Source organism: Bifidobacterium oedipodis, assembly GCF_012932425.1.
Taxonomy (GTDB): Bacteria; Actinomycetota; Actinomycetes; order Actinomycetales; family Bifidobacteriaceae; genus Bifidobacterium; species Bifidobacterium oedipodis.
Window position 1 is genome coordinate 620,115 of the sequence record NZ_JAAIII010000001.1, and the last position, 22,153, is coordinate 642,267.

19 protein-coding genes are annotated in these 22,153 nt (G+C 58.9%); 8 read left to right on the forward strand and 11 right to left on the reverse strand.

The genetic code is table 11. The annotated features are described in order from the left end of the window. Positions 1-65: 65 nt before the first annotated feature. Both G1C95_RS02630 and G1C95_RS02635 read right to left on the reverse strand, forming a co-directional pair. Complete coding sequence (locus tag G1C95_RS02630; RefSeq protein WP_169171362.1) at positions 66-740, reverse strand: DedA family protein; 675 nt, start codon at positions 738-740, stop codon at positions 66-68. Between the two features lie 106 nt (positions 741-846). Then, the gene (locus G1C95_RS02635) at positions 847-1,527 is read right to left on the reverse strand and encodes an HAD family hydrolase (RefSeq protein ID WP_169171519.1); all 681 of its coding nucleotides are present in this window, start codon (positions 1,525-1,527) and stop codon (positions 847-849) included. 112 nt (positions 1,528-1,639) lie between these two features. On the opposite strand from G1C95_RS02635, the gene G1C95_RS02640 reads away from it, so the two are divergent. Further along, positions 1,640-2,944 (forward strand): acyltransferase family protein, encoded by a 1,305-nt coding sequence (locus G1C95_RS02640; protein WP_169171363.1) that lies wholly within the window; start codon positions 1,640-1,642, stop codon positions 2,942-2,944. A gap of 73 nt (positions 2,945-3,017) precedes the next feature. Here G1C95_RS02640 and G1C95_RS02645 read toward each other — a convergent pair whose 3' ends face one another. Next, positions 3,018-5,231 (reverse strand): DUF4012 domain-containing protein, encoded by a 2,214-nt coding sequence (locus G1C95_RS02645; protein ID WP_169171364.1) that lies wholly within the window; start codon positions 5,229-5,231, stop codon positions 3,018-3,020. A gap of 349 nt (positions 5,232-5,580) precedes the next feature. On the opposite strand from G1C95_RS02645, the gene G1C95_RS02650 reads away from it, so the two are divergent. Further along, positions 5,581-7,023, forward strand: coding sequence for an ABC transporter permease (locus G1C95_RS02650; protein ID WP_169171365.1), 1,443 nt, complete (start codon positions 5,581-5,583; stop codon positions 7,021-7,023). Beyond that, positions 7,020-8,297: an ATP-binding cassette domain-containing protein gene (locus G1C95_RS02655; RefSeq protein WP_169171366.1), complete on the forward strand. Its 1,278-nt coding sequence runs from the start codon at positions 7,020-7,022 to the stop codon at positions 8,295-8,297. Before G1C95_RS02650 ends, G1C95_RS02655 begins: the two co-directional genes overlap by 4 nt. A gap of 170 nt (positions 8,298-8,467) precedes the next feature. On the opposite strand, the gene G1C95_RS02660 is transcribed toward G1C95_RS02655, so the two are convergent. After that, positions 8,468-9,169, reverse strand: a complete 702-nt coding sequence (locus G1C95_RS02660) for an HD domain-containing protein (RefSeq protein WP_240947377.1) — start codon at positions 9,167-9,169, stop codon at positions 8,468-8,470. A 352-nt stretch (positions 9,170-9,521) separates the two neighbouring features. On the opposite strand from G1C95_RS02660, the gene nrdH reads away from it, so the two are divergent. From nrdH to nrdF, 5 genes are read left to right on the forward strand one after another with little or no spacing between them, the layout of a single operon-like run. Next, complete coding sequence (nrdH, locus tag G1C95_RS02665; RefSeq protein ID WP_169171368.1) at positions 9,522-9,818, forward strand: glutaredoxin-like protein NrdH; 297 nt, start codon at positions 9,522-9,524, stop codon at positions 9,816-9,818. Next, positions 9,815-10,321, forward strand: a complete 507-nt coding sequence (gene nrdI / locus G1C95_RS02670; protein WP_169171369.1) for a class Ib ribonucleoside-diphosphate reductase assembly flavoprotein NrdI — start codon at positions 9,815-9,817, stop codon at positions 10,319-10,321. Before nrdH ends, nrdI begins: the two co-directional genes overlap by 4 nt. Before the next feature lie 43 nt (positions 10,322-10,364). After that, positions 10,365-12,548 (forward strand): class 1b ribonucleoside-diphosphate reductase subunit alpha, encoded by a 2,184-nt coding sequence (gene nrdE, locus G1C95_RS02675; protein ID WP_417852250.1) that lies wholly within the window; start codon positions 10,365-10,367, stop codon positions 12,546-12,548. Between the two features lie 54 nt (positions 12,549-12,602). After that, complete coding sequence (locus G1C95_RS02680; protein WP_169171371.1) at positions 12,603-12,767, forward strand: hypothetical protein; 165 nt, start codon at positions 12,603-12,605, stop codon at positions 12,765-12,767. 2 nt (positions 12,768-12,769) lie between these two features. After that, complete coding sequence (gene nrdF / locus G1C95_RS02685; protein ID WP_169171372.1) at positions 12,770-13,762, forward strand: class 1b ribonucleoside-diphosphate reductase subunit beta; 993 nt, start codon at positions 12,770-12,772, stop codon at positions 13,760-13,762. A gap of 21 nt (positions 13,763-13,783) precedes the next feature. On the opposite strand, the gene G1C95_RS02690 is transcribed toward nrdF, so the two are convergent. From G1C95_RS02690 to kdpC, 7 genes are all read right to left on the reverse strand, one after another. Beyond that, entirely contained in the window at positions 13,784-14,155 is a 372-nt protein-coding gene (locus G1C95_RS02690; protein ID WP_169171373.1) for a fluoride efflux transporter FluC, read from the reverse strand. Then, positions 14,152-15,099: a fluoride efflux transporter FluC gene (locus G1C95_RS02695; RefSeq protein ID WP_169171374.1), complete on the reverse strand. Its 948-nt coding sequence runs from the start codon at positions 15,097-15,099 to the stop codon at positions 14,152-14,154. Before G1C95_RS02695 ends, G1C95_RS02690 begins: the two co-directional genes overlap by 4 nt. 22 nt (positions 15,100-15,121) lie before the next feature. Then, positions 15,122-16,408: an adenylosuccinate synthase gene (locus G1C95_RS02700; protein ID WP_169171375.1), complete on the reverse strand. Its 1,287-nt coding sequence runs from the start codon at positions 16,406-16,408 to the stop codon at positions 15,122-15,124. Between the two features lie 330 nt (positions 16,409-16,738). Then, positions 16,739-17,827: a class II fructose-bisphosphate aldolase gene (gene fbaA / locus G1C95_RS02705; RefSeq protein WP_169171376.1), complete on the reverse strand. Its 1,089-nt coding sequence runs from the start codon at positions 17,825-17,827 to the stop codon at positions 16,739-16,741. A gap of 67 nt (positions 17,828-17,894) precedes the next feature. Beyond that, positions 17,895-18,584, reverse strand: a complete 690-nt coding sequence (locus G1C95_RS02710; RefSeq protein ID WP_169171377.1) for a response regulator transcription factor — start codon at positions 18,582-18,584, stop codon at positions 17,895-17,897. Next, positions 18,581-21,382: an ATP-binding protein gene (locus G1C95_RS02715; protein ID WP_169171378.1), complete on the reverse strand. Its 2,802-nt coding sequence runs from the start codon at positions 21,380-21,382 to the stop codon at positions 18,581-18,583. Before G1C95_RS02715 ends, G1C95_RS02710 begins: the two co-directional genes overlap by 4 nt. A gap of 152 nt (positions 21,383-21,534) precedes the next feature. Further along, positions 21,535-22,143 carry a potassium-transporting ATPase subunit KdpC gene (gene kdpC, locus G1C95_RS02720; RefSeq protein ID WP_169171379.1) on the reverse strand — a complete coding sequence of 203 codons (609 nt, stop codon included), beginning with the start codon at positions 22,141-22,143 and terminating at the stop codon, positions 21,535-21,537. Between the last annotated feature and the right edge of the window lie 10 nt (positions 22,144-22,153).

A 22,153-nucleotide genomic window follows, 5' to 3' on the forward strand; every position in this document is an offset into this window, starting at 1 on the left:
CACACCCCGGTGTGTCATCCACAACAAATGTGGATAACTTGGCGTAATGGTAATTATTGACGTAATTAAGCTTCAGCCGACTTCTTCTTGCCGAACTTGGCCTTGAGCAATCCCACGATGGTCGGGGCCAAGGAAACCAGCAGAATCAGCACGATCACCAGTTCGAAATGATCCTGCACCGCCGGAATATTGCCAAAGAAATAGCCCAGCAGCGTGAACATCGTGGACCACACCAAGCCGCCCAGCACCGAGAACGGCGTGAAACGGCTCCAGCGCATACCCGAAATACCGGAGATGAACGGCATGAACGTGCGGATGAATGGGAAGAAGCGACCGAGGAAGACGGCCAGAGGCCCCCATTTTTCGATCATGCTTTCGGTTTTGGCAATGCGTTCGGGGGTCATTGCCTTGACCTTGCCCGACTGGATGATGCGGCGTCCGAAGAAATGGCCAATAAAGTAGTTGGACTGATCGCCGATAATAGGTGCAATCCACACCACCGGCAGCAGATACATCAGCGGCAGCGCCGCCTTGCCGGTGGCCGCATCGGGAGCGGCGAACACGCCAGCCGCGAACAGCAGGGAGTCGCCTGGCAGGAACGGGAAGAACACCACACCTGTTTCGATGAAAATAATCAGGAAGATAAAGCCGAGCGTGGGGGCCACGCCCATGGCAATCCACCCGGCGATGGCCGCGCGGGGGTCCTTTAACAGCTCGACGATGAAATTCACAAATCCCATGACAATCCCAATCGAATCACATTCGGTCAATCAGACACGCATACTAAAAACGTCAACCACCGTAGCAGCACCCCTTCTATAACCAGCGGCGCACCACCGTCATCGGCTACGCTTTCAGCGACTCCAGCCGCTCACGCACGAAACCGTCCAGAGTCTCGGCATTCACGCCCTCGTATGACGCAATGGAGACGAACTGCCCGAGCCCCGAGGTATCCGTGCGAATCCATCCGGTTTGTGCAATCACCGTGGCACCGGAGGCCACACCGGCCTGAAGCCCCACGGCGGAATCCTCCAACACCACGCATGAGGCCATATCCTCACGCGCAATGCCAAGCTTCTGTGCTGCGGCCAAGTATGGCGCCGGATCGGGTTTATGCGCACAGGGATCATCGCCACACACATAGCCGGCGAACAGGCCCTGCGCCTGGTTCATAATATTTTCCGCCATACGCCTAGGCGACGTGGTGACCAGCATGGAAGGCACACCGGCCTGCTTGAGCGAGCGCAGCACATCCTGCACGCCGTCAATCCACGGCAGATTCTTCACTTCGGATTCAAACACGTAATCCTTCAGCTGCCGGTCGATTTCCTCAACGCTTAACGTGCAACCACGTTCGATCATGTGACGTGCCACATTCGGCACGGGGGTGCCGGAACAGGCCCAGCCCAGATCTTCGTTCCAATCGCCGCCATTGGCACGCGCGATGGCGATTTCGCCGTCGTGCCATACCGGCTCCGAATCAATCAACGTGCCGTCCAAATCCCAGAACACGGCCTTCAACAGCATCATCCACCTCCATATGCAGCGGTTCGACTATCTCCATCTCACCAATCGTGCAGGACGAACTCATTGCCCGGCGCTTCGCCGCACGCCGCGAGGTTGTGTTAGGGTACTAGCCATGCTGCACGGCCCGATTTCCTCCGCTCAAGCGCAGCCCCACGCGCCACGCCCTCCGCGTCGCCTATCCGTGGAAGTGCTGCGCTTATGCGCGATTATCGGCATTGCCGTATTCCACACGTTTTCCGCGTCGTTCCATCACATCGCCGCATGCCTGCCCAGCGTTCACCAAGCCGCTGCCGCCTGCGGCACCATGGCCGCGCTGGCCGCACAACCGGCGTCATTGTGGCCTCTGTCCGTGATGATGACGCTGGGATCGTGGGGCAATCATGTGTTCTTTATGATTTCCGGATTCTTTCTCGTCGCTTCGGCATACGGCAAAGCCGGCGAGCCGCGATTCTGGCGGTCGCAGTATCGTTCGGTTGCACGCCGCGTGTGCACGGTGATGCTCACCATAGCGTTTTACGCGCTGCTATGCAGAATCGTGGATCAGTGGATTGTGCCAGTGCCGGCCGTACACCAGCCGTCGCGCTGGATCACCGGACTGGAATTCGTATGGTTGTATTGCCTGTTCACCACGCTGGCCCCGCCGATGGGATGGCTATTGCATCGCCTCGACGGCTGTAGGCAGACAGTCCGCCGCGCCGCGCTTGTCACCGCACTGGCCATTATGGCGCTGACTTACGCACTCAACATTGTTGTGGCCGCCACCGCTTCCGCCCCCGGCATCAGTTTCGCGTTATCGGACTGGCGCAAATGGATGAGCGCAATCACCTATATGCAGTCCTTCCTGCTCGCCGGCTGCATCGGCGTGACTCGGCAACATGCGAGCAACGCAATATCCTCGACTACAACGACACCTGCTGCGTTGCGCGATGACATCAACACCAGTGCCTTCCTCACACGCCGCTGCCGGCTTACCATGCTCCTGCTATGCGCCGCGATGATCGGTATCGCCTACGCTGTTGCGCTGGCACTGCCAAACCCCACACTGCTGACGGCTATTTCCTTCAAGTCAACGTCGCTGTTGTCGTTCCTCTTGGCATTATCCGCACTGCTGCTGGCAATCGGGCCAGTTCAGCCCGCTCCCCCAGCTCCGGTATACACTCCGACAGTCGGCGCAATCCATCACATGGTTACAGCAATGGCCTCCGGCATCATCGGTTTCTATATCATCCAATCGGTAACCACCGAACTGTGGGAGCCGATCGCTCACGCCGTCGCCGCGCCGCCGGCAACCGTCGGCACCGCAGCACTTTGGTACGGCTCCGGCATCCTCTTTTCACTGGCTTTGGTGGTATTGGCTTGCCTATGCGATCGTTTGATTCGCAGACCGCTGTTCATGCTGATTCACTTGGCCAAGTAGGTCACTGAAAGTAGCCCACCAGTAGCCAATAAATCAGCCAACAAACCAATCAGCCAAATCAGGTCAGCCCAACTCAGACCGCCGCGGCAATCGACTTGATATCCACCGGGCAGCTGAGCTGTCCCCTGAGCTTGTCAATCGCGCTCACGTCCTCGCTGCCGGCAGCCGCATCGCTCTGATCACTCTGATTGCCCTGATCACCACTCTGGCCAGCATCGGCGGCGGCATCAGACGAATCATCGGCAGTGGTATCGGCCGAACATTCATCGATCACCTTGCCATTCGACCCGGTTTCGATGCCATCCTTGTTCACCACCGGCGTGGTCAGCACATTCAACGCCTGTGAGGCTTTGGCACTCACGCGCACGGTGTAGGCGATGGTGGCCTCTTCGCCAGGCAGAATCCAGTCGGCGTCAAACACCACATACTGCCGGTCGTACAGGCTTGCAGTATTCGTACCCCATTGGTCAATATCCGCCTGAACCGACGTAATCTCACCGTTGAACGGCGCGGCAAGCACCACACGATACAGCATGCCGCCCGGATTCTCGGAGGTTTCGGAACTCGTGATGAAATCAGGCAGAGTCTTTGCCTCATGTTCGGTCATCGTGTTCTTCATGGTGAAGGTGACGGTGTATTCGTCACCGAGCTGTTCCTCGGCGAACTGCGACAGTCTGGTGTCAAGAGCTGCGGAATCGATGCGATCATCCAGAATGCCTGTGGCAACTGCCTGATCCAGTGCAGTGGTTTCACCACAGGTTTTCTTTACCGTGGTTTCGGTGGTCAGGTAATAATCCTGCTTGCCCATCTGCAGTTCGGATAGATAGATGCCGGCTTCTGGAGCGGTTTCGTCTGCAGACAATTCGCCGGCGGCCTGATCATCGATCAAGCCAGTGTTGATCAGCGCTTCCTGTTCCGCGCTCTGTTCCATCCATAGCTTGAGATGCCCGCTGGCCGACATGTCGCGCACCGACTTGAGCAGCGCCGATATGGTGGAGGCGTTCGCATTGCCCAGCACATGGTTCATGATCTCCTTGGCCGCTTCAGACACGAACTTGTTCTGATCCTCAAGATCCGGATGATCGATATACAAATCGTGCAGCAGGTACGCCGTCGTGGTGGTGCCGTCCAACACCTTGCCGTCCGACAATGTCACCGAACCGGTGGCGCTCAGCAGCGATTGCAAGAACACCGGATCCAGCGAAATCACGCCGGCGAAGTCCTCATCCTGCCGATCCGGATGCGCCACCTTCCAGTCGTAGATATTGAGCTGGGCCACACGGGAGAACTCCGGGTCGATGGTGGTGGTAGCCGGGTACACGTCAAAGGTCGCGCCGAACACGTCGCGCTCGTCAAGCACCAGATCGTCCATGGGTTCTTCGGGCCGATCCCAGAAACCGGTGGATTCGAAATCGCCGATGGTCACAGTGCCATTATCTGCGGTGATTGCCGCCACAGTACCGATCATGCCACCCGACGAACGCAGCTCAGCCGGGTTCTGCACCAGTACCAGATAGGTGCGCTTACCCTCCTTGCCCAACAGCTGCGGCAAGAGATTGATCATTGCGTCATATTCCGAAAGCATCGAATCGATGGTGGTCAGCGCCATTTTTTCAGCGTTCAGCACGGCGGCCACTTTGGCGATGCTCGGCTCTTCGATAGCTTCGAGTTTGGCGATCTGCTCCTGCAGATCGGTATGTGTTTTGCTGATGATGTCAGGCATTTCCATCAGTGCGCTGACATCCACCGAATCATCTTTCAGGGAGAAGCCTTGCAGTCGATTGGCCAGATTCATCAGGTCGGTGAACGGTCCGTTGACCAGCGTGTCCACTGAGGCAAGCATTTCGCGGGCGGCGGTGATGTCGCTGCCATACTTGCTGTTGTCACGCACCACATCCCACTGCGGGCCGTTAAGCTCCTTGTTCAGCGCGTTGGTGGAGTCGACCAGCTCCTGCGCGGCATCGCTCAGACTCTGGTCGCTGCCGCAGCCGAGCGCCGTGTTCGCCATCGCTTCGGCGGAAGACAGCACACGTTGCGCATTCGTATACATGCGTGACACCGAAGCTGCATACAGCGTGGTCACGCAGGTGACGCAGGCCAGCAGCATCAGGAATGCCACCACCAGCACCCTGGCCCATACGGGGGTACGCCCGACCAGCGAACGGCCGCGACGCCCGACATGCTGAGGATTGATCAAACGTATCTTCGGATTATGGGACTCCTCCGGCTGCCGCTTGCGCGGGCCTTCACCAGCGGAGTGGGTCCCGTGGCGTCCTGAAGATCGCATATGACTACCTGCCTGATCGTTCGTTATCATTGTCGCCGCGCACGGCCTGCCGGACGCATATGCCCGCTGACGCTTCGGCCGGCGGCCGGCGAGCGCAAGGCCGCCGGGGCATGCCGACGCATCTGCCTTGCGCATGTCTCTTGTGCCAGTGTAACTTCGGGGGTGCAATCATCGGCATGTTCGTTGCCTCCTTTGCAAATCTCCCCCGCAACCGCACATCATTTTCAGCATGTTCTCAGGGTTCGTTGAGAGGTATAACAGTAATGCGCAAGAAAACGGTCACTAAATGTGACGATAGTAGAGCCGTATTGTTTTGTTCGGCTTAGGAGAACGAGAGAGGTACATAACTATGTTCGTCCTCAGCAACGCCTGGAGGGCCCTGACACGATTCAAGGGGCGCACGGCGCTTACCGCAGTGATTACGCTGGCGATAGCTTTCGGCACGGTTGCCGGGCTGTCCATTGTTCAGGAAGACAACACCGCGCATGGTGACACCTACGAAAGCCAGCAGGCCACTATGGCCATTCGCCCAAGCGCGGCAACGTGGAAGAAGGTTTCGCCCACTGATTCTTCCACCACCAAGAATTACATGACGTGGGCCACGTACACCGAGTATGCCACGGTGATGCAGACGGCTGGCATTTCGCTGGATTTCATGGTGACTGAAACCGTTCCGGCTCGCGTTTCCGGCGATTTGAAGGCACTCGAGGGCGGTTCGCTCGGTTCCGCGTCTGACGACGAAACCGGCGGCGAACTGCTGTGGCGTGCGTTCTGGACCAAGGATTCGGCCAAAACCAACGATTTGGGTACCTATAAGATCGTGGACGGCAAAGCGCTGAACTACGACACGTCCTCCGATGTGGACACCACAGGCGCGCTGGTCTCCAAGGCCTTCGCCGATGCCAATGGACTGAAGGTTGGCGACAAGTTCAAGGTGGCGACGGCATCCGACGCCTCCAAGACCGTGGAACTTGAGGTGCGTGGCATCTACGAGTACACCAGCGAGGCAAACGCGCTGAACCCGGTGGCCGCCGCCCGCAACCGCGAAAACACGATTTACACCAACTACCCAGCCTTCTCGAATGCTGGGCTCGACCCGCAGTCCTCCGACACGTCCGCCAAGGCGGAGGGTTGGGATCTGCCCGATCTGGATGTGGTGTTCAATCTGACCAGCCCGTCCGTCTACGATCAGGTGGTTTCCACGCTGAAGAAATCCAAGCTGCCGGCAAAGGGCTACACTATTTCCTCCCCCTCGCTGGATGCCTATAACGAATCGCTGGAGCCGCTTGATACGCTCGCTTCCCGCGCCAAGACAGGCGTAATCGTGCTGCTGGTGGCCGGTGGCGCATTGCTGATCGCCCTCGTGATGGTCGGCGTGTGGACGTCGAAGCGCGATGACGAAATCGGCATGGCATTGGCCTGTGGCGTGACGCGCGGCCGTCTTGGCTGGCAGTTCATGCTGGAGACGTTCTTCGTGGTTGTGCCGTGCTACGCCATCGGCGTGGTCGGCGGTGCGTTCGCGGCCAAACCGCTGGGACAAGCGCTCTCCGGCGGCCATGCCACCCCGGTAACCTCTGATTTGGTTTGGAAGATGGTGTGGTGGGGCCTGGGCGCCATTATTGTGCTGGCGATTCTCGCCGCACTGCGCACCATCTGGTTTGGGGTGCCCAAGATGTTCGCCGCTGACGGCGATTGGGGCGCGACATCAGCTACCACCATCGATGCCGCCGAGCACGGCAGCGCAACCATTACCGAGAACACCGACGACACCAATGCGGAGGCGAAGGCATGAGCGAGAACATCAAGGATTCCGAGCGCACCGACGACGAGCTGAACGAGAACGGCCAGGATTCCGCCGTGGATCAGACCGCTGAGTCTCAGCCGGTTGATGATCAGACAGTCGAGGAATCGCAAACCGAATCCAGCAGCAAAGCCGAGACGGCCGAAAATACTGAGGATATTGCCCCGGCACCGGCTGATTCCATCCAGTTCTCCGTCGTATTCGATGAGGATGATGACGATGATGTGCAGGATGATGCCTTGGCTGGCGAAACTATTGCATCCGGCAACATCTACGATGCGTTGGCCGCCGCGGAAGTAACCGCAGCCACCGATGCGGCTGGTGATGAGGCCGATAGCGACGGCAGCAACACCGAATCGTCGCCCGACGCGGCCGGCGCCACCGGCATTGCTTCCAGTGCTTCGTCCGATATCACCGCGTCGAACGCCCAGCACGTCAACGACACCCTGAAGCTGGCCACCAGTTCCGATTCCGACAACGAACTGGCCAAGCACGAGGAGTCCAAGCCTCAGCCGGAACCGGCCACCACGCTGGCTTCGCGTATCGACCGTGTATTGGTGGGCGGCAGCGCAGATGATGTGCTGCTGAAAACCTATCCGACGTTCGCGCTGAATAAGGTCACCGTTGCCGGTGCCAAGGGTAAGGTCGATGTGCTGAGCGACGTGAATATCGCCTGCTATGCAGGCCATGCCTACGCAATACTGCTCGACAACGATCCGGACACCGACGTAACCGCCGACGATAAGCGTCGCGCGCTGTTGGGCATTATGACCGGCCTGGCCCGCCCGACCAGCGGTACTGTGATGAACAAAAGCGCGAATATCGCCGATCTGGAACCGGTGGAGCTGCGCGGACATCGCTTGGGCATTATGCCTCAGCGGCATGCGGTGCGCGCCGATCTCGACGCCGAACAGAACGTGATGTATGCGATGAATGCTTCGAATCGTAACTTCCTGAAGCCCAAGCCGGTGATCGCTCGTGAACTGCTGGCCAAGGTGGGCTTCAATGAAGCCACGTCCGGCAGCAAGGTGAGCACGCTGCCTCAGGTGCAACAGCGTCTGGTGGCCATCGCGCGCGCAATCTCCACCGAAGCCGAGGTACTGATTCTCGACGAGCCGACCCATGGTCTCGATGATGACGACACCGTCACCGTATTCGCCGCGCTGGCCAGGCTGGCGCACAGCGGGGATCCGAAGCACTGCGTAATCGTGCTGACCGCGTCGCGCGATATTGCCGAAGCCGCCGATCAGGTCTTCGAACTGTAACAGTGTTGCCGTACGGCAACACTACACAAGGGCCGAGCGCTAGTCATGGTAAATCCGTGGGACTGGCGCTCGGCCCTTTACTGTCGTATGCAGGCTGCTGCATACTGCATTCATCAGCTTGGCTTATCTGCAATATCGCAATATCAGCGATTACCAGCGATTATCAGCGATCAGATCATGCGCATCTGGTATTTCGCAGCCAACGCCGCGATATCGGGCACACCATATTTGGCGACCAGATCCAACCAACGTTGCCGGTTCTCTTCGCCGAAGCGTTCGGCGCGAGCCGTGTAGGCGTCCACCGTCAGGAATTTGGGCGGCACGGACTTGCTGTGGAACTTATCGGCGTACATCACGATTTCCTGTTCCAGATTCATCGGCGCGTAGTCGCCCGGAGGCAGCGGCAGGCCCTGGCGCTCCACGTCCTCACGCGTCAGCCCCACACCGGTGTGGTTGCGGCAGAATTGCGCGATTGACTCGTCCACACCTTCGTCAAGCAGGTACTCATAGCCCTTCAGTCCGTGCAGAATGTAGCGTTTTTTACTGAACTTCAGTTCCTCACCGTCGCTGCCATCATGCTTGAGCACACGATAGGTGCCGATATCATGTACTAGGCCGCCAATCATCACCAAATGCTCATCGATCAGACGCGGCGGTATTTCGCCGCCTTCGACGCCTCCCGTTGCCGGTACCGTTTCTCCCTTTGGCAGCGTGCATCGGCGCGTAAACAGCGCGTTCTGCCGGCGTGCAATCTGGCAGCCGATGGTCGCCACGATTACGCAATGTGTGTGAATCAGCTCATAGGCCGCTTCGGACGGCGCGATGGCGCGATGCAGCTGATCAATCTGCTCAATTGTCGGAATATAACCCATGGCCTCCATTGTAGTTTTGCCGCCCTAGGCAATCGCCTCCCAATCGTTTTCCCCTGCCTGCGGAGGCAATGACATTGCGCGCCATAATGTTCAGACATTGCCACCTTCGCACGGAATGTGATGCATCCCACAGCGGTTTCAAGTGTGAGGTATCTGACATTGGCAATGCCCGGCGAAGCCCTTGGATCGCGCACGCGGCAGTGGGGAACCGTTGCGCCGATTGCGATTTAGCATCACTACATATAGTGCTTAGTTGCATAACACGCCACAACATCTTGTGTTTTGGCAACATGCTTCTTGCGAGTAAGGTCATAACCCGCACGCATGACATCTGGAACATCAGGAGGGGAATATGTCCGTTACCATCTACAGCACATCACACTGCCCGCAGTGCGCCGCCACCAAACGCCAGTTCAGCAAGCTGGGCATTGACTATCGCGACATTAACCTCGAAGAGCAGCCGCAGGTTCTGGAACAGTTGCGGGCTGAAGGATTCCATCAGGCGCCGGTGGTGGTTACCGACGACCAATCGTGGTGCGGCTACCGCCCGGATCTCATCAAACAGCTGGCCGCTACGCTGAACTCTCAGCACGATCTCGCCGCGCGCGTCGCCGCAGCAGCCAACGCCAATGTCACGGTGCTGGCATGACGCACGCTTGCGATACGTCGCAGTCGTACTCGAATCAGCCGGCCCGCCAAGACCACCAAGGTCACCAAAACCACCAAGGTGCGGTGGTGTTCTTTTCCTCGGCATCTGAGAATACGGCCCGCTTTGTGAGCAGCTGTCGGTTCGACGAACTAGGCATCGCCACCTATCGCATTCCGCTTAAACCCAACGATCCGCCGCTGGCCGTACGCGAACCCTACATCCTGATGGTGCCCACCTATGGCGGCGGCGACATCGTCAAAGCCGTGCCGCCACAGGTCAAACGCTTCCTTAACGACCCCGATAACCGCGCATGGATACGCGGTGTCATTGCCGCCGGCAACACCAACTTTGGCGAGGCGTTCTGCGCGGCCGGCGACGTAATCGCCGCCAAATGCAAGGTGCCGTACCTGTATCGCTTCGAACTTATGGGCACCCCGGACGACACCGCCAAAGTTCGCCAAGGCGTGGCCGAATTCTTCCGCCGCAATCGGCAACAGGCATAGCAAAAACCGCCACCATCACAAGGAGGAAGGCCTCATCATGGCCATCACCGACAGCACCGCAACCGCGACATCCACCGCAACCGCGACATACAATCCTTCAACCGACTGGCATGCGCTCAACGCCATGCTCAACCTGTACGACGAGCAGGGCCGCATCCAATTCGATAAAGACAAAGCCGCCGAACGCGCATACGTCACGGGCCATGTGGCCGAGCACAGCATTGTCTTCCCCACCACCGCCCAGCGACTGGACTACCTGATTCGCAACCACTATTACGACGGCAAGGTGTTCGCGCAATACTCCCCCGCATTCCTCGACTCCCTGTACGCCCACGTCGAATCCAGCGGATTCGAATTCTCCACCTTCCTCGGAGCGTTCAAGTTCTACTCCTCATACGCACTGAAAACCTTCGACGGCAAACGCTATCTGGAGGATTTCCCGCAGCGTGCGGCCGCCGTGGCGCTCGAACTCGCCGCCGGCGACGAGAATATGGCGCTTGCGATTGCGGATGAGATCATCGCCGGCCGCTTCCAGCCTGCCACACCGACCTTCCTGAACCTCGGCAAAGCGCAACGCGGCGAAGCGGTGAGCTGCTTCCTTGTGCGCATCGAAGACAATATGGAATCAATCAGCCGCGCCATCAACGCGGCCCTGCAGCTGAGCAAGCGCGGCGGCGGTGTGGCGCTGCTGCTGAGCAACCTGCGCGAGCTTGGCGCGCCGATCAAACATATCGAACACCAAAGCTCCGGCGTGGTGCCGATTATGAAACTGCTGGAGGATTCATTCAGCTACGCGAACCAGCTGGGTGCCAGGCAGGGTGCGGGTGCGGTGTATCTCAACGCCCATCACCCTGATATCATGCGATTCCTGGACACCAAACGCGAGAATGCGGACGAAAAGATTCGTATCAAAACGCTGGCTCTGGGCGTGGTGGTGCCGGATATCACCTTCGAACTGGCCAAAGCAAAGAAGCCGATGGCGCTGTTCAGCCCCTACGATGTGGAGCGCGTGTACGGCAAGCCGTTTGCGGACATCTCCGTAAGCGAACGATATGACGAGATGGTGGCCGATAATCGCATTCACAAAACGTATATTGACGCCCGGCAGTTCTTTATGACGCTTGCCGAACTGCAGTTTGAATCCGGCTACCCGTACATCATGTTCGAAGACACGGTTAACCGCGCGAACCCGATTGCGGGCCGCGTGACCATGTCGAACTTGTGCTCGGAAATCCTGCAGGTGCAGGAGCCGAGCACCTATAACGAAGATCTGTCGTACGCGCACATCGGTCGCGACGTCTCCTGCAATCTTGGCTCGCTGAATATCGCCAAGGCGATGGACGCCATCAAGGGACTCGGCGCCACTGTGGAAACCGCGGTGCGTGCACTGACCTCAGTGGCCGACCATACGTCGATGGACTGCGTGCCGTCGATCAGGCGCGGCAACGAGGAAGGCCACGCCATCGGATTGGGGCAGATGAATCTGCATGGATTCCTTGCCCGCGAAGCCATTCACTACGGCTCTGAAGAAGCGCTCGACTTCACCGATATGTATTTCATGACGGTTGCCTTCCATGCCTACCGCACCTCGCATGCGCTGGCTGTGGAGCGAGGGCGGGCATTCGCCGGCTTCCGCGCATCCGATTACGCCAAACCGGCCGGGCAGGGCAATTACTTTGACAAATACACCGATGGCAGGCGCTCCTTGGAACCCCGCACGGACAAGGTGCGGCAACTGTTCGCCGAACGCGGCATTCACATCCCCACGGTGGCCGATTGGCAGGCGTTGCGCGACGCCATCATGCAGGATGGCATCTACAACCAGAACCTGCAGGCCGTGCCGCCCACCGGTTCGATTTCATACATCAACCACGCCACCTCGTCGATTCATCCGATCGCCTCGAAAATCGAAATCCGCAAGGAAGGCAAAATCGGACGCGTCTACTATCCGGCCGCCTACATGACCAACGACAACCTCGACTACTACGAGGACGCCTATACCATCGGCTGGAAGAAAATCATCGACACCTATGCCGAAGCCACGCAGCACGTCGATCAGGGGTTGTCGCTGACCTTGTTCTTCCCCGACACCGCCACCACACGCGATCTCAACAAAGCGCAGATCTATGCTTGGCGCAAAGGCATCAAAACGCTGTATTACATTCGCATCCGCCAGCAGGCGCTGGAAGGCACCGAGGTGCAGGGGTGCGTGAGCTGCGCACTGTAACAGCGACCGCTTCTCATCGTTCGCAAACTCACTCCAACAAACACAGGACACCCTATGAACCGACGCATTTACCGAGCACTGCTGCGACTGACGGCACCTGAAGACTTCACCGACACCGCACGCACCGCCGCATATTCGACCGCGTACTCAACCGCGGCAGCCACAACAGCCGTCGCAACCGCACTCATCGACCATAGCGAACAGGAAGGCAACGAATAGTCATGGCACCTATCTCCATCCCCCGCAAACCGCTTAAGCTCATCGACCGCGTGTCTGCCATCAACTGGAACCGTTTGGAGGACGACAAGGATCTTGAAGTCTGGGATCGCCTGACCGGCAACTTCTGGCTGCCCGAAAAAGTTCCCGTGTCCAACGACATTCCTGTCTGGCAGACCATGAGCGAGGCCGAGCACACATTAACCATGCGCGTGTTCACAGGCCTGACCCTGCTCGACACTATTCAGGGCACGGTGGGTGCGGTGTCGCTGATTCCCGACGCGCTCACCCCGCATGAGGAAGCGGTGTACACGAATATCGCGTTCATGGAATCCGTGCACGCGAAAAGCTATTCCTCAATCTTCTCCACGCTGTGCTCCAGCGCTGAAATCGACCAGGCCTTCGCATGGAGCGAAGAGAACGAATACCTGCAGAAGAAGGCGCAGATCGTGCTCGACTATTACGAGGGCGACAATCCACTCAAACGTAAGGTGGCTTCGACGCTGCTGGAATCCTTCCTGTTCTATTCCGGCTTCTACCTGCCCATGTATTTCTCCGCGCACGCCAAACTCACCAACACCGCCGACGTGATCCGCCTGATCATTCGCGACGAAGCTGTGCACGGCTACTACATCGGCTACAAGTATCAGCGCGGGCTCGAGCAGGCCAGCGAGGCGACGCGCGCCGAAATGCAGGACTACACCTATGATCTGCTCAACGAGTTGTACGACAACGAAGTGGATTACACCGATAGCCTGTATTCGAGCGTGGGGCTCACCGAGGATGTGGAGCACTTCCTGCGCTACAACGGCAATAAGGCCCTAATGAACCTCGGTTATCCAGCGCTGTTCCCTGCAGAAATCTGCAATGTGAACCCTGCCATTCTCGCAGCATTGAGCCCGAACGCCGATGAGAACCATGATTTCTTCTCCGGTTCCGGCTCCAGCTATGTGATGGGCAAAGCGCAGGAAACCGAAGACGACGATTGGGATTTCTAGCGGGACATTGTCAGTGGGCTACTAGTGAGCCATTGCGCCCACGGCCCAGCCCAATGCCACGCATATCAACGGCACCACAACCGTTGCCAGCAGATACAAGCTGGCAACGGCATATTTATGCCCTCGCACTAGCGACACCATTTCGTTAATCGCAGTGGAAAAGGTCGAAAATCCGCCGAGAAAACCAGTGACGAACAGCAGGTACGTCGGCTCACCCACAGCCTGATGAGCCAAAGCGGACGCGGCGAGACCAGCGCAGAACGTTGCGATGACGTTGATAATAAACGTGGACAGGGGGAAAGCATTCTTCCACCAACGCTGAATCGACGTGTTAAGCACGAAGCGTGCGACTGCGCCCACGCCGCCGCATATGCAGATCAACAGAAAAGTCATCCGCGCACCTCCCCGGTGGTCGGGTCTCCGGTCAGCGGAATCTCGTCGGTGATCGGTGCGGGTTCGTATGCGGGCGGCTGGTCAAGCACATCATGTTCCGAAGGCAGCACCGGCAGTGTTGATGACGACGCGGAAGCCGCGCTCTGCTGCGGCTGGCCGAAGTCACCTTCCGGCGGCGCCGGCGTGGTTAGGCTTACCGCCTGCACTCCACCCGGCGAGAGCGGATCCGGACCGACGATAATCGTTTCCCCGGCGGCAACATGGCGGTGATGATGCCGCAACGTTTCAGCAGCGACTTTTGCGGCTCGTTTGGACGCCACCCTCAGGCCAGCACGCGCACCCACATAGGCCACCAGCAGACCACCGGCAAAGCTGACGAGCAGGTAGACCAGCGCTCCTGCAATCTGATTGGCTTGCAGGGTAGTCAGTACTTCGATAGCCAGTGCGGACAGGGTGGAAAAACCACCGCACATACCCATGCCCACACCCCTTGAGGTGAGCTGACGAACGCGCTTGTGAATCCACGACGCCTGCGATATGTAAGAGGTCATCATCGCAAAAATGAAACAGGCAATCATATTCGCGATGAATGTGGGTATATGGAAGGCCTGCCAGAAGCCGCTACTGCTTGCGGTCGCCGGGAGCAGCAGGCTCAGGCCATAGCGCATGGACGTGCCGAGCATGCCGCCCAGGAATACGACCAAATAAATCATGCCGTCGGCCAGCGGATTGAATCGTGCCTGCACCCGTTTGATCGGGGCAAGCGGAATCTGCGGAGGCTGATCCGCCGCAGCCGCGCCCAATGGTGTGGGCGTGATATGCGCGCGCACCTGGGCTGCGGAAATCTCCTGCGTGCTGGTCACCGGTTCCACAGAGGAACCGGATTCGGTCGGCGGCGCTATCGTTGCCCCGCCGACGGCGGTAGGGGCGTCGTACACATCCATAATGCGGCCACAGGCAGCTGAATCAGTCGATCAGCGAATGAACGGAGATGATGTGATCGCGCTGCGGACCGGTGCCGATCGCGGAGATACGGCAGCCGCTCAGCTCTTCCAGGCGCTTGACGTAGGCCTGGCAGGTGACGGGCAGCTCATCGAAGTCGTGGCACTGCGAAATATCCTCGCTCCAACCGGGCATAGTCTCATAAATCGGCTTGGCGATGGCGAAGGCAGCCTGATCGGTGGGCATATCATCGTGACGTTCGCCGTCCACATCGTAGGCCACACAGATCGGGATATCCTTCAAACCGGTGAGCACATCAAGCTTGGTGAGCACGATATCAGTCAGACCGTTAACCTGGGAGGCGTAACGATTGACAACCGTATCCGCCCAACCGCAGCGACGCGGGCGACCGGTGGTCACGCCGAACTCATGTCCTTGCGTGCGCAGCCATTCGCCGGATTCGTCCAGCAGTTCGGTGGGGAACGGGCCTTCGCCCACGCGGGTCACATAGGCCTTGGCCACACCGATCACACGATTGATCTTGGTGGGGCCCACGCCGGTACCGGTGCAGGCACCGCCCGCGGTCGGGTTGGATGAGGTGACGAACGGATAGGTGCCGTGATCCACGTCAAGCATCGTGGCTTGGCCGCCTTCGAACAGCACGGTTTTGCCTTCGTCAAGCGCCTTGTTCAGAATCAGTCCCGTATTGGCCACATACGGCTTCAGGCGTTCGCCGAGCTTGAGCAGCTCGTCGGTAACGGCGTTCACGTCGATGGCGCGACGGTTGTACAGTTTGAGCAGCATCTGGTTCTTCTGGTGCAGGCTGGCCTCCACCTTGTCGTGCAGATGCTCGGCGTTGAACAAATCGTGCACGCGAATGCCCACACGGTTGATCTTGTCCGCATACGCCGGGCCGATGCCGCGGCCGGTGGTGCCGATCTTGCGCTTGCCAAGGAAGCGTTCGGACACCTTATCGATAGTGCGATGATACGGCGCGATGATGTGCGCGGCCTCGCTCACCAGCAGTCGGGAGCAGTCCACACCGCGCGACTGAAGTCCGTCGATTTCCTCGAACAGCACTTCGGGATCCACGACCACGCCGTTGCCGATGACGGGCGTGACGTTCGGGGAGATGATGCCGCTGGGCAGCAGATGCAGAGCGTACGATTCGTCGCCGACCACTACGGTATGGCCAGCGTTGTTGCCGCCGTTGAAGCGGGCGACGTAATCGACCTTGGTACCGATCAGATCGGTAGCCTTGCCTTTGCCCTCGTCACCCCACTGAGCGCCGATAAGAACGATTCCTGGCATGTTCCGCACCTCCGCCTTTGTGCACCGTTAAGCCTCATGTAGACTACCCGAAGCCCTCTACCGAAATACGGCACTTTCTGTGGAATTTCCACAATAAGTGCCGCAAGGAGCGTACAGCCGCGCTCCAGATGACACTTTCTGCGTGATTATCCACAATAAGTGCCTCGTAGAGCATGCATTCACCTACCTACGAGGCACTTTTTGTGGAATTTCCACAATAAGTGCCATCTCAAGGCCGTTTCAGACCTGCTCGCGGCACTTATTGCGGAATTCCATACAATAAGTGCCGCAACGAACGTGCAGATGTGCCGGTTGCGATGCGTCAGTCGCCTAGCGCAGGGCTTTGCCGGCGCTACCGAGCTGCTTGCAGGCTTCGACTACGCGGGCGGCCATAGCGGTTTCCGCTTCACGTCCCCACGAGCGTGGGTCGTACATCTTCTTGTTGCCCACTTCGCCGTCGATTTTAAGCACGGCGTCATAGTTGCGGAACATGTGCCCGGCAATGGCACGGGAGAAAGCGTATTGAGTGTCGGTGTCGATATTCATCTTGATAACGCCGTGGCTGACGGCTTCGGCAATCTCTTCCGCAGTGGAACCGGAGCCACCGTGGAACACCAACGAGAATGGCTTGCCTTCAGGCATATCCGGCAACGCGCAGGACGAGACAGCGGCCGCGCCCAAGCTGCCTACGCGCCCATCATGTGCGGCTTCCCATACTTCATGCTGAATCTCGCCAAGCAACTCCGGGCGCAGCTTGACCACACCGGGCTTATACGCACCATGCACATTGCCAAAGGTGAAGGCGGCCATATAACGGCCATGCTCGCCCAGCCCCAAGCGCTGAGCCACTCGCACACCATCGGCCGGCGTGGAATACAGTTTGTCGTTGATTTCGGCGCGATGGCCGTCCTCTTCGCCACCGACCGCGCCGATTTCGATTTCAAGCACGGTGTGGGCACGCACGGATTTGTCGAGCAATTCGGCGGCGATATCAAGGTTTTCATCAAGCGGCACGGTGGAACCGTCCCACATATGCGACTGGAAGGTGGGCTCCTCGCCGCGCTTAACCTGGTCGATTTCATGGTCAAGCAGGGGCCTTACCCAGCTGTCCAAATACTGTTTGGCGCAATGGTCGGTATGCAGCGCAACGGTGATATTGGGATACTGGGCCGCGACCTCATGCGCGAATGCGGCGAAAGCAAGCGAACCAACCACTCGATCGTTCACGGATTGGCCGGAAAAATAGGCTGCACCGCCCACTGACACCTGAATAATGCCGTCAGACTCAGCTTCGGCGAATCCCTGCAACGCAGCGTTCAGCGTCTGTGTGCTGGTTACATTGATGGCGGGATAAGCGTATCCGCCGCGGTGGGCGGCATCAAGCATTTCGGCATATCGTTCCGCAGTCGCAATCGTCATGTCTCCCATTATCGCGCGGCCCCTAGCCGCACGCAGCCGCACGTTCAAAACGCACGAGCTGGCAGATTCACAGCTCCAAACGGTAGCCCATGCCGGGTTCGGTTTTCAGGAATTTCGGGTTGGCTGGGTCGGCTTCGATTTTCTTGCGCAGTTGGGAAACATACAGGCGTAGGTAGCCTGAATCATTGATATGTTCGGAGCCCCAGATTTCGGTGAGCAGATCCTTGCGGGTGACCAGTTTGCCGGCATTACGCACCAGAATCTCCAGCACCTTCCATTCGGTGGGCGTCAGACGCACGCGAACCTGCCGCCCTTGGGCACCATAGTCACGAAATACCGCGTGGGCGGTCAAATCAACGGTCACATCGCCCAGCTGCACAGTAGGCGTTTCGCTTTCCTGCGGAATACGGCGGGCGAGGGCGCGGATACGGGCCAACAGCTCATCGATGGAAACAGGCTTGGTCACATAATCATCGGCACCGGCATCCAGCACAGCGACCTTTTCGCGAGCGTCGGTACGGCCCGACACCACAAGAATCGGCGCATCCGTCCAGCCGCGCACGCCTTGGATCACTCCCATGCCATCCATTTTCGGCATCCCTAGATCCAGCACGAACATATCCGGATGTTCTTCGACGGCCACGGTGATGCATTCCACGCCATCGGCGGCGGTGACAATCTGATACCCCTGCGAGCGCAAGGTAATCTTCAGGGCTTTCAGGAACTGCGGATCGTCGTCGGCCACCAGAATCTTCATTGCTGCTCCTTCCCAACGGCATCAACAGTATCAATAGCGTTAGCTGTATGAGCGGCTTCAGAAGACCCAACGGTCTCCTCAGCAGCCGCAGCCTCGGCGGCGTGCGTGTCATGCTCAATGCGCGCGCCCACAGGCAGAATCACATCGGTGACCGCACCCGAAAAGCGCATCGTCACTTCGCCTATCCCCTCCCCTGGGTCAGGAATCTGATCCTTGGGAATTGGCTGGCCAAGGGCGATCTTGGCGTCGGCGGCACACAGCGTAATCACGATGGTCAGGCCGCCACCGGGCGTATCTTCGGCGCTGATCGAACCACCCATCGATTCGACAAACCCCTTAGATAGCGCCATGCCCAGCCCCAAACCGGTGGTGTTGTCGGTGTCGCCCAACCGGTGGAAGGGCACGAAAATATCATCCTTGCGCGCGTCTGGCACACCCGGGCCGTGATCGGCCACGCGAATCTCAACCAGACTGTTGAAAGCGGAGGCGGAAATGCGCACGCGTTCGCCCTTTGGAGTGAAGCGCATGGCGTTGATAAGCACATTCGACATCGCGCGGCGCAGCAGTGGCGGATCGGCCATCACCAGCGGCAGGTTCGCATCAATATCAAGATCGATTGCGGATGGACCAATATTGAGGTCGTCCAGCGCGGGAACGATGGCCTCGCCCACGTCGGAGGCGACCATAGACAATGGCAGCGCACCTTCATGGAGGCGCGACACATCCAGCAAATCGGTTACCAACCGGGTGAGCTGGCCAAGCGAAACGTTGGCCACGCCCAAGAGTTCGCGCCGATCGTTCTCGCTCATCGTAGCACCCATCCGTTGCAAGCCGGAGACGGCGGCAGTGGCCGATGCCAGCGGGCGGCGCAAATCGTGGCTGACTGCGTTAAGCAGTGCGGTGCGCAGCTTGTCCGCTGCGGCCAGCGGTTCGATTTCCTTGGCTTTGGCGACCAGATCATTGTGTTCAAGCACGGTTTGGATCTGCGAGACGATGGCCATCAGCAGACGTTGGTCATTCGCTTCGATGGAGCGTCCGTACAGTTCCAGCGCCAAGCCGTTATCGTTGATAGAGATAACATCCGGAGCTCCGAATACTGCGTTCCAAGAGGCGGCGGAGACGTCTGCCGGCACGCCTTCATCGCTGGTAAGCGCATCAGAGTCGGCGGCAATCACGCGATCATGGTCGCGGATGCGCACGCAGGTGAATCCGAAGGCTTCGCGCGTGCGGCGCACAATTGCCTGCAGGGGATCGGTGCTGCGCAGCACAGCGCTGGAAATATTGACCAGCGTTTCGGATTCGGCGGAGGCACGTTGAGCCAGACGCGCACGTTCACTGGCACGGTCGACCACGAAGGAGACGATCACACCGACAGCAACATACAGTGCCATCGTCATCCAGTCTTGCCATCGGGGCATATGGAACGTGCCTACCGGCGCAACATACAGATAATCCAGCGCCAATCCAGACAGTACCGCGGCTGCAGTGGCAGGAGCGGCGCCGCCGATCAGGGCGGCGATCACTACGATCAGCTGCAATACCAGCGCATCACGGGCGATGGCTGTCGGATCGGATAGTCCCATCAGCAGCCAGCTTGCCAGCGGAACGCCCACGCAGGCGAATATGAAGCCGACCAGAATGCGCGGCATGGTCATGGTGCGCTTGGTGCTCGGCAGTTTCAGGCCTTTGTGCGCAAAGCTGTGCGTCACCACGTGCACGTCGATGTCGCCGGATTTTTCGATGACCTGATTGGTGGATGACGGACGCCCCAGCCAACGTGCAAGCGCCGAGCGACGTGAAACACCGACGATCACCTGTGTGGCGTTGTTGGCGCGGGCGAACTGCAGCAGTGCCTCGGCGATGTCCTCGCCGACGATCTGATGGTAGGTGCCGCCCAACTGTTCGACCAGTTCTCGCTGCTTCTCCAGCATGGTGGGGTTGGATGAGCGCAGACCGTCATCACTGGTGACATGCACGGCCACCAGATCGCCGCCGCCCGAGGCTCGAGCCACACGGGCACCGCGCCGCAGGAGTTGTTCGCCTTCCGGACCGCCGGACAAGGCCACGACCACACGTTCGCGTGCCTCCCATTTGGCGTTGATATGGTGTTCGGCGCGGTATTCCTTGAGTGCGTCATCCACATTGCCGGCCAGCCAGAGCAGGGCCAGCTCGCGCAGGGCCGTGAGGTTGCCCACGCGAAAATAGTTCGATAATGCCGCGTCCACACGATCCGGTTTGTACACCAGGCCTTGGGAGAGGCGTTCGCGCAGCATGTTCGGTGACAAATCAACGAGTTTGACCTCGTCGGCCGCGCGCAGAATGCGATCGGGAACCGTTTCCTTCTGCACGCTGCCGGTGATGTCGCGCACCACATCGTTAAGTGATTCGATATGCTGCACATTGATGGTGGTGATGACGTCGATGCCGGCGTCGAGCAAATCCTCGACGTCCTGCCAGCGTTTGTTGTGGATCAGGCCGGGGGCGTTGGTGTGGGCGAATTCATCCACCAACGCGATTTGTGGGTTGCGCTCGATGACCTTGAACAGATCCATTTCCTCAAGCCACATACCGCGATAGCGGATGCGCTGCCGGGGCACCTGTTCCAGACCTTCGGCGGCTTGGCTGGTGGCTTTGCGTCCGTGGGTTTCCAGCAGGGCGATAACCACGTCCTTGCCTTCAGACTTCAGACGATGTCCCTCTTCCAGCATGGCGACGGTTTTGCCCACACCCGGTGCTGCACCGAGCAGCACTTTGAGAATGCCGCGCTTGTTGTGCTCCTGGTTATGTTCCTGAACCATACGCCCTCCCCTTATCGCATGTACCTACCTCAGCCTAGCCGCCATGCTTCCCGTCCATTCCGAGCGTAATCTGCGCGTCCCGCAAATCGAGATCCCTCGACTTCGCTCGGGATGACAGTAGGCCACTCGGAATGATATGGGTACTACACCACTCAGTTCAGCTTGTCTAGATCGTTGTTGAGGGTTACGACGTTGACCGCTGGATCGCCTAGGAAGCCCAGGCCACGACCGGTGGTGTGATCCTTAACCATCTGCTCGACCTTCTCTTGCGACAGGCCACGTTCCTTGGCCACACGCTTGACCTGAATGGCCGCGTATTCGGGGCTGATGTGCGGGTCAAGACCGGAAGAGGATGACGTGGTCGCGTCCGCCGGAACGTCCTTGACGCTCACGCCCTCACGCTTGGCGATCTGCTTGCGCAGCTCCTTCACCGACTTGATAAGGTCGGCGTCCTTGTGGCCCTTGTTGGTGCCGCCTGATGCCGTAGCATCATAACCGTCACCGGCCGCAGACGGACGGGACTGGAAATATTGCGGCAACGCATTGCCGTCCGCATCGGTGAATGACTGGCCGATCAGTGACGAGCCAACCACTTCGCCGTTGGCATTGGTGATCATCGAACCGTTGGTCTGATCGGACATGCCGAGCTGACCGATGCCAGTCATTACGAAGGTATAGACGATCACAATGACGGTGAAGACGATGATTGCCTTGAAGCCCGCCCACCAGGCGCGCAGATTCAGGGACAGAATGTTCTTCATTTCTACCTAC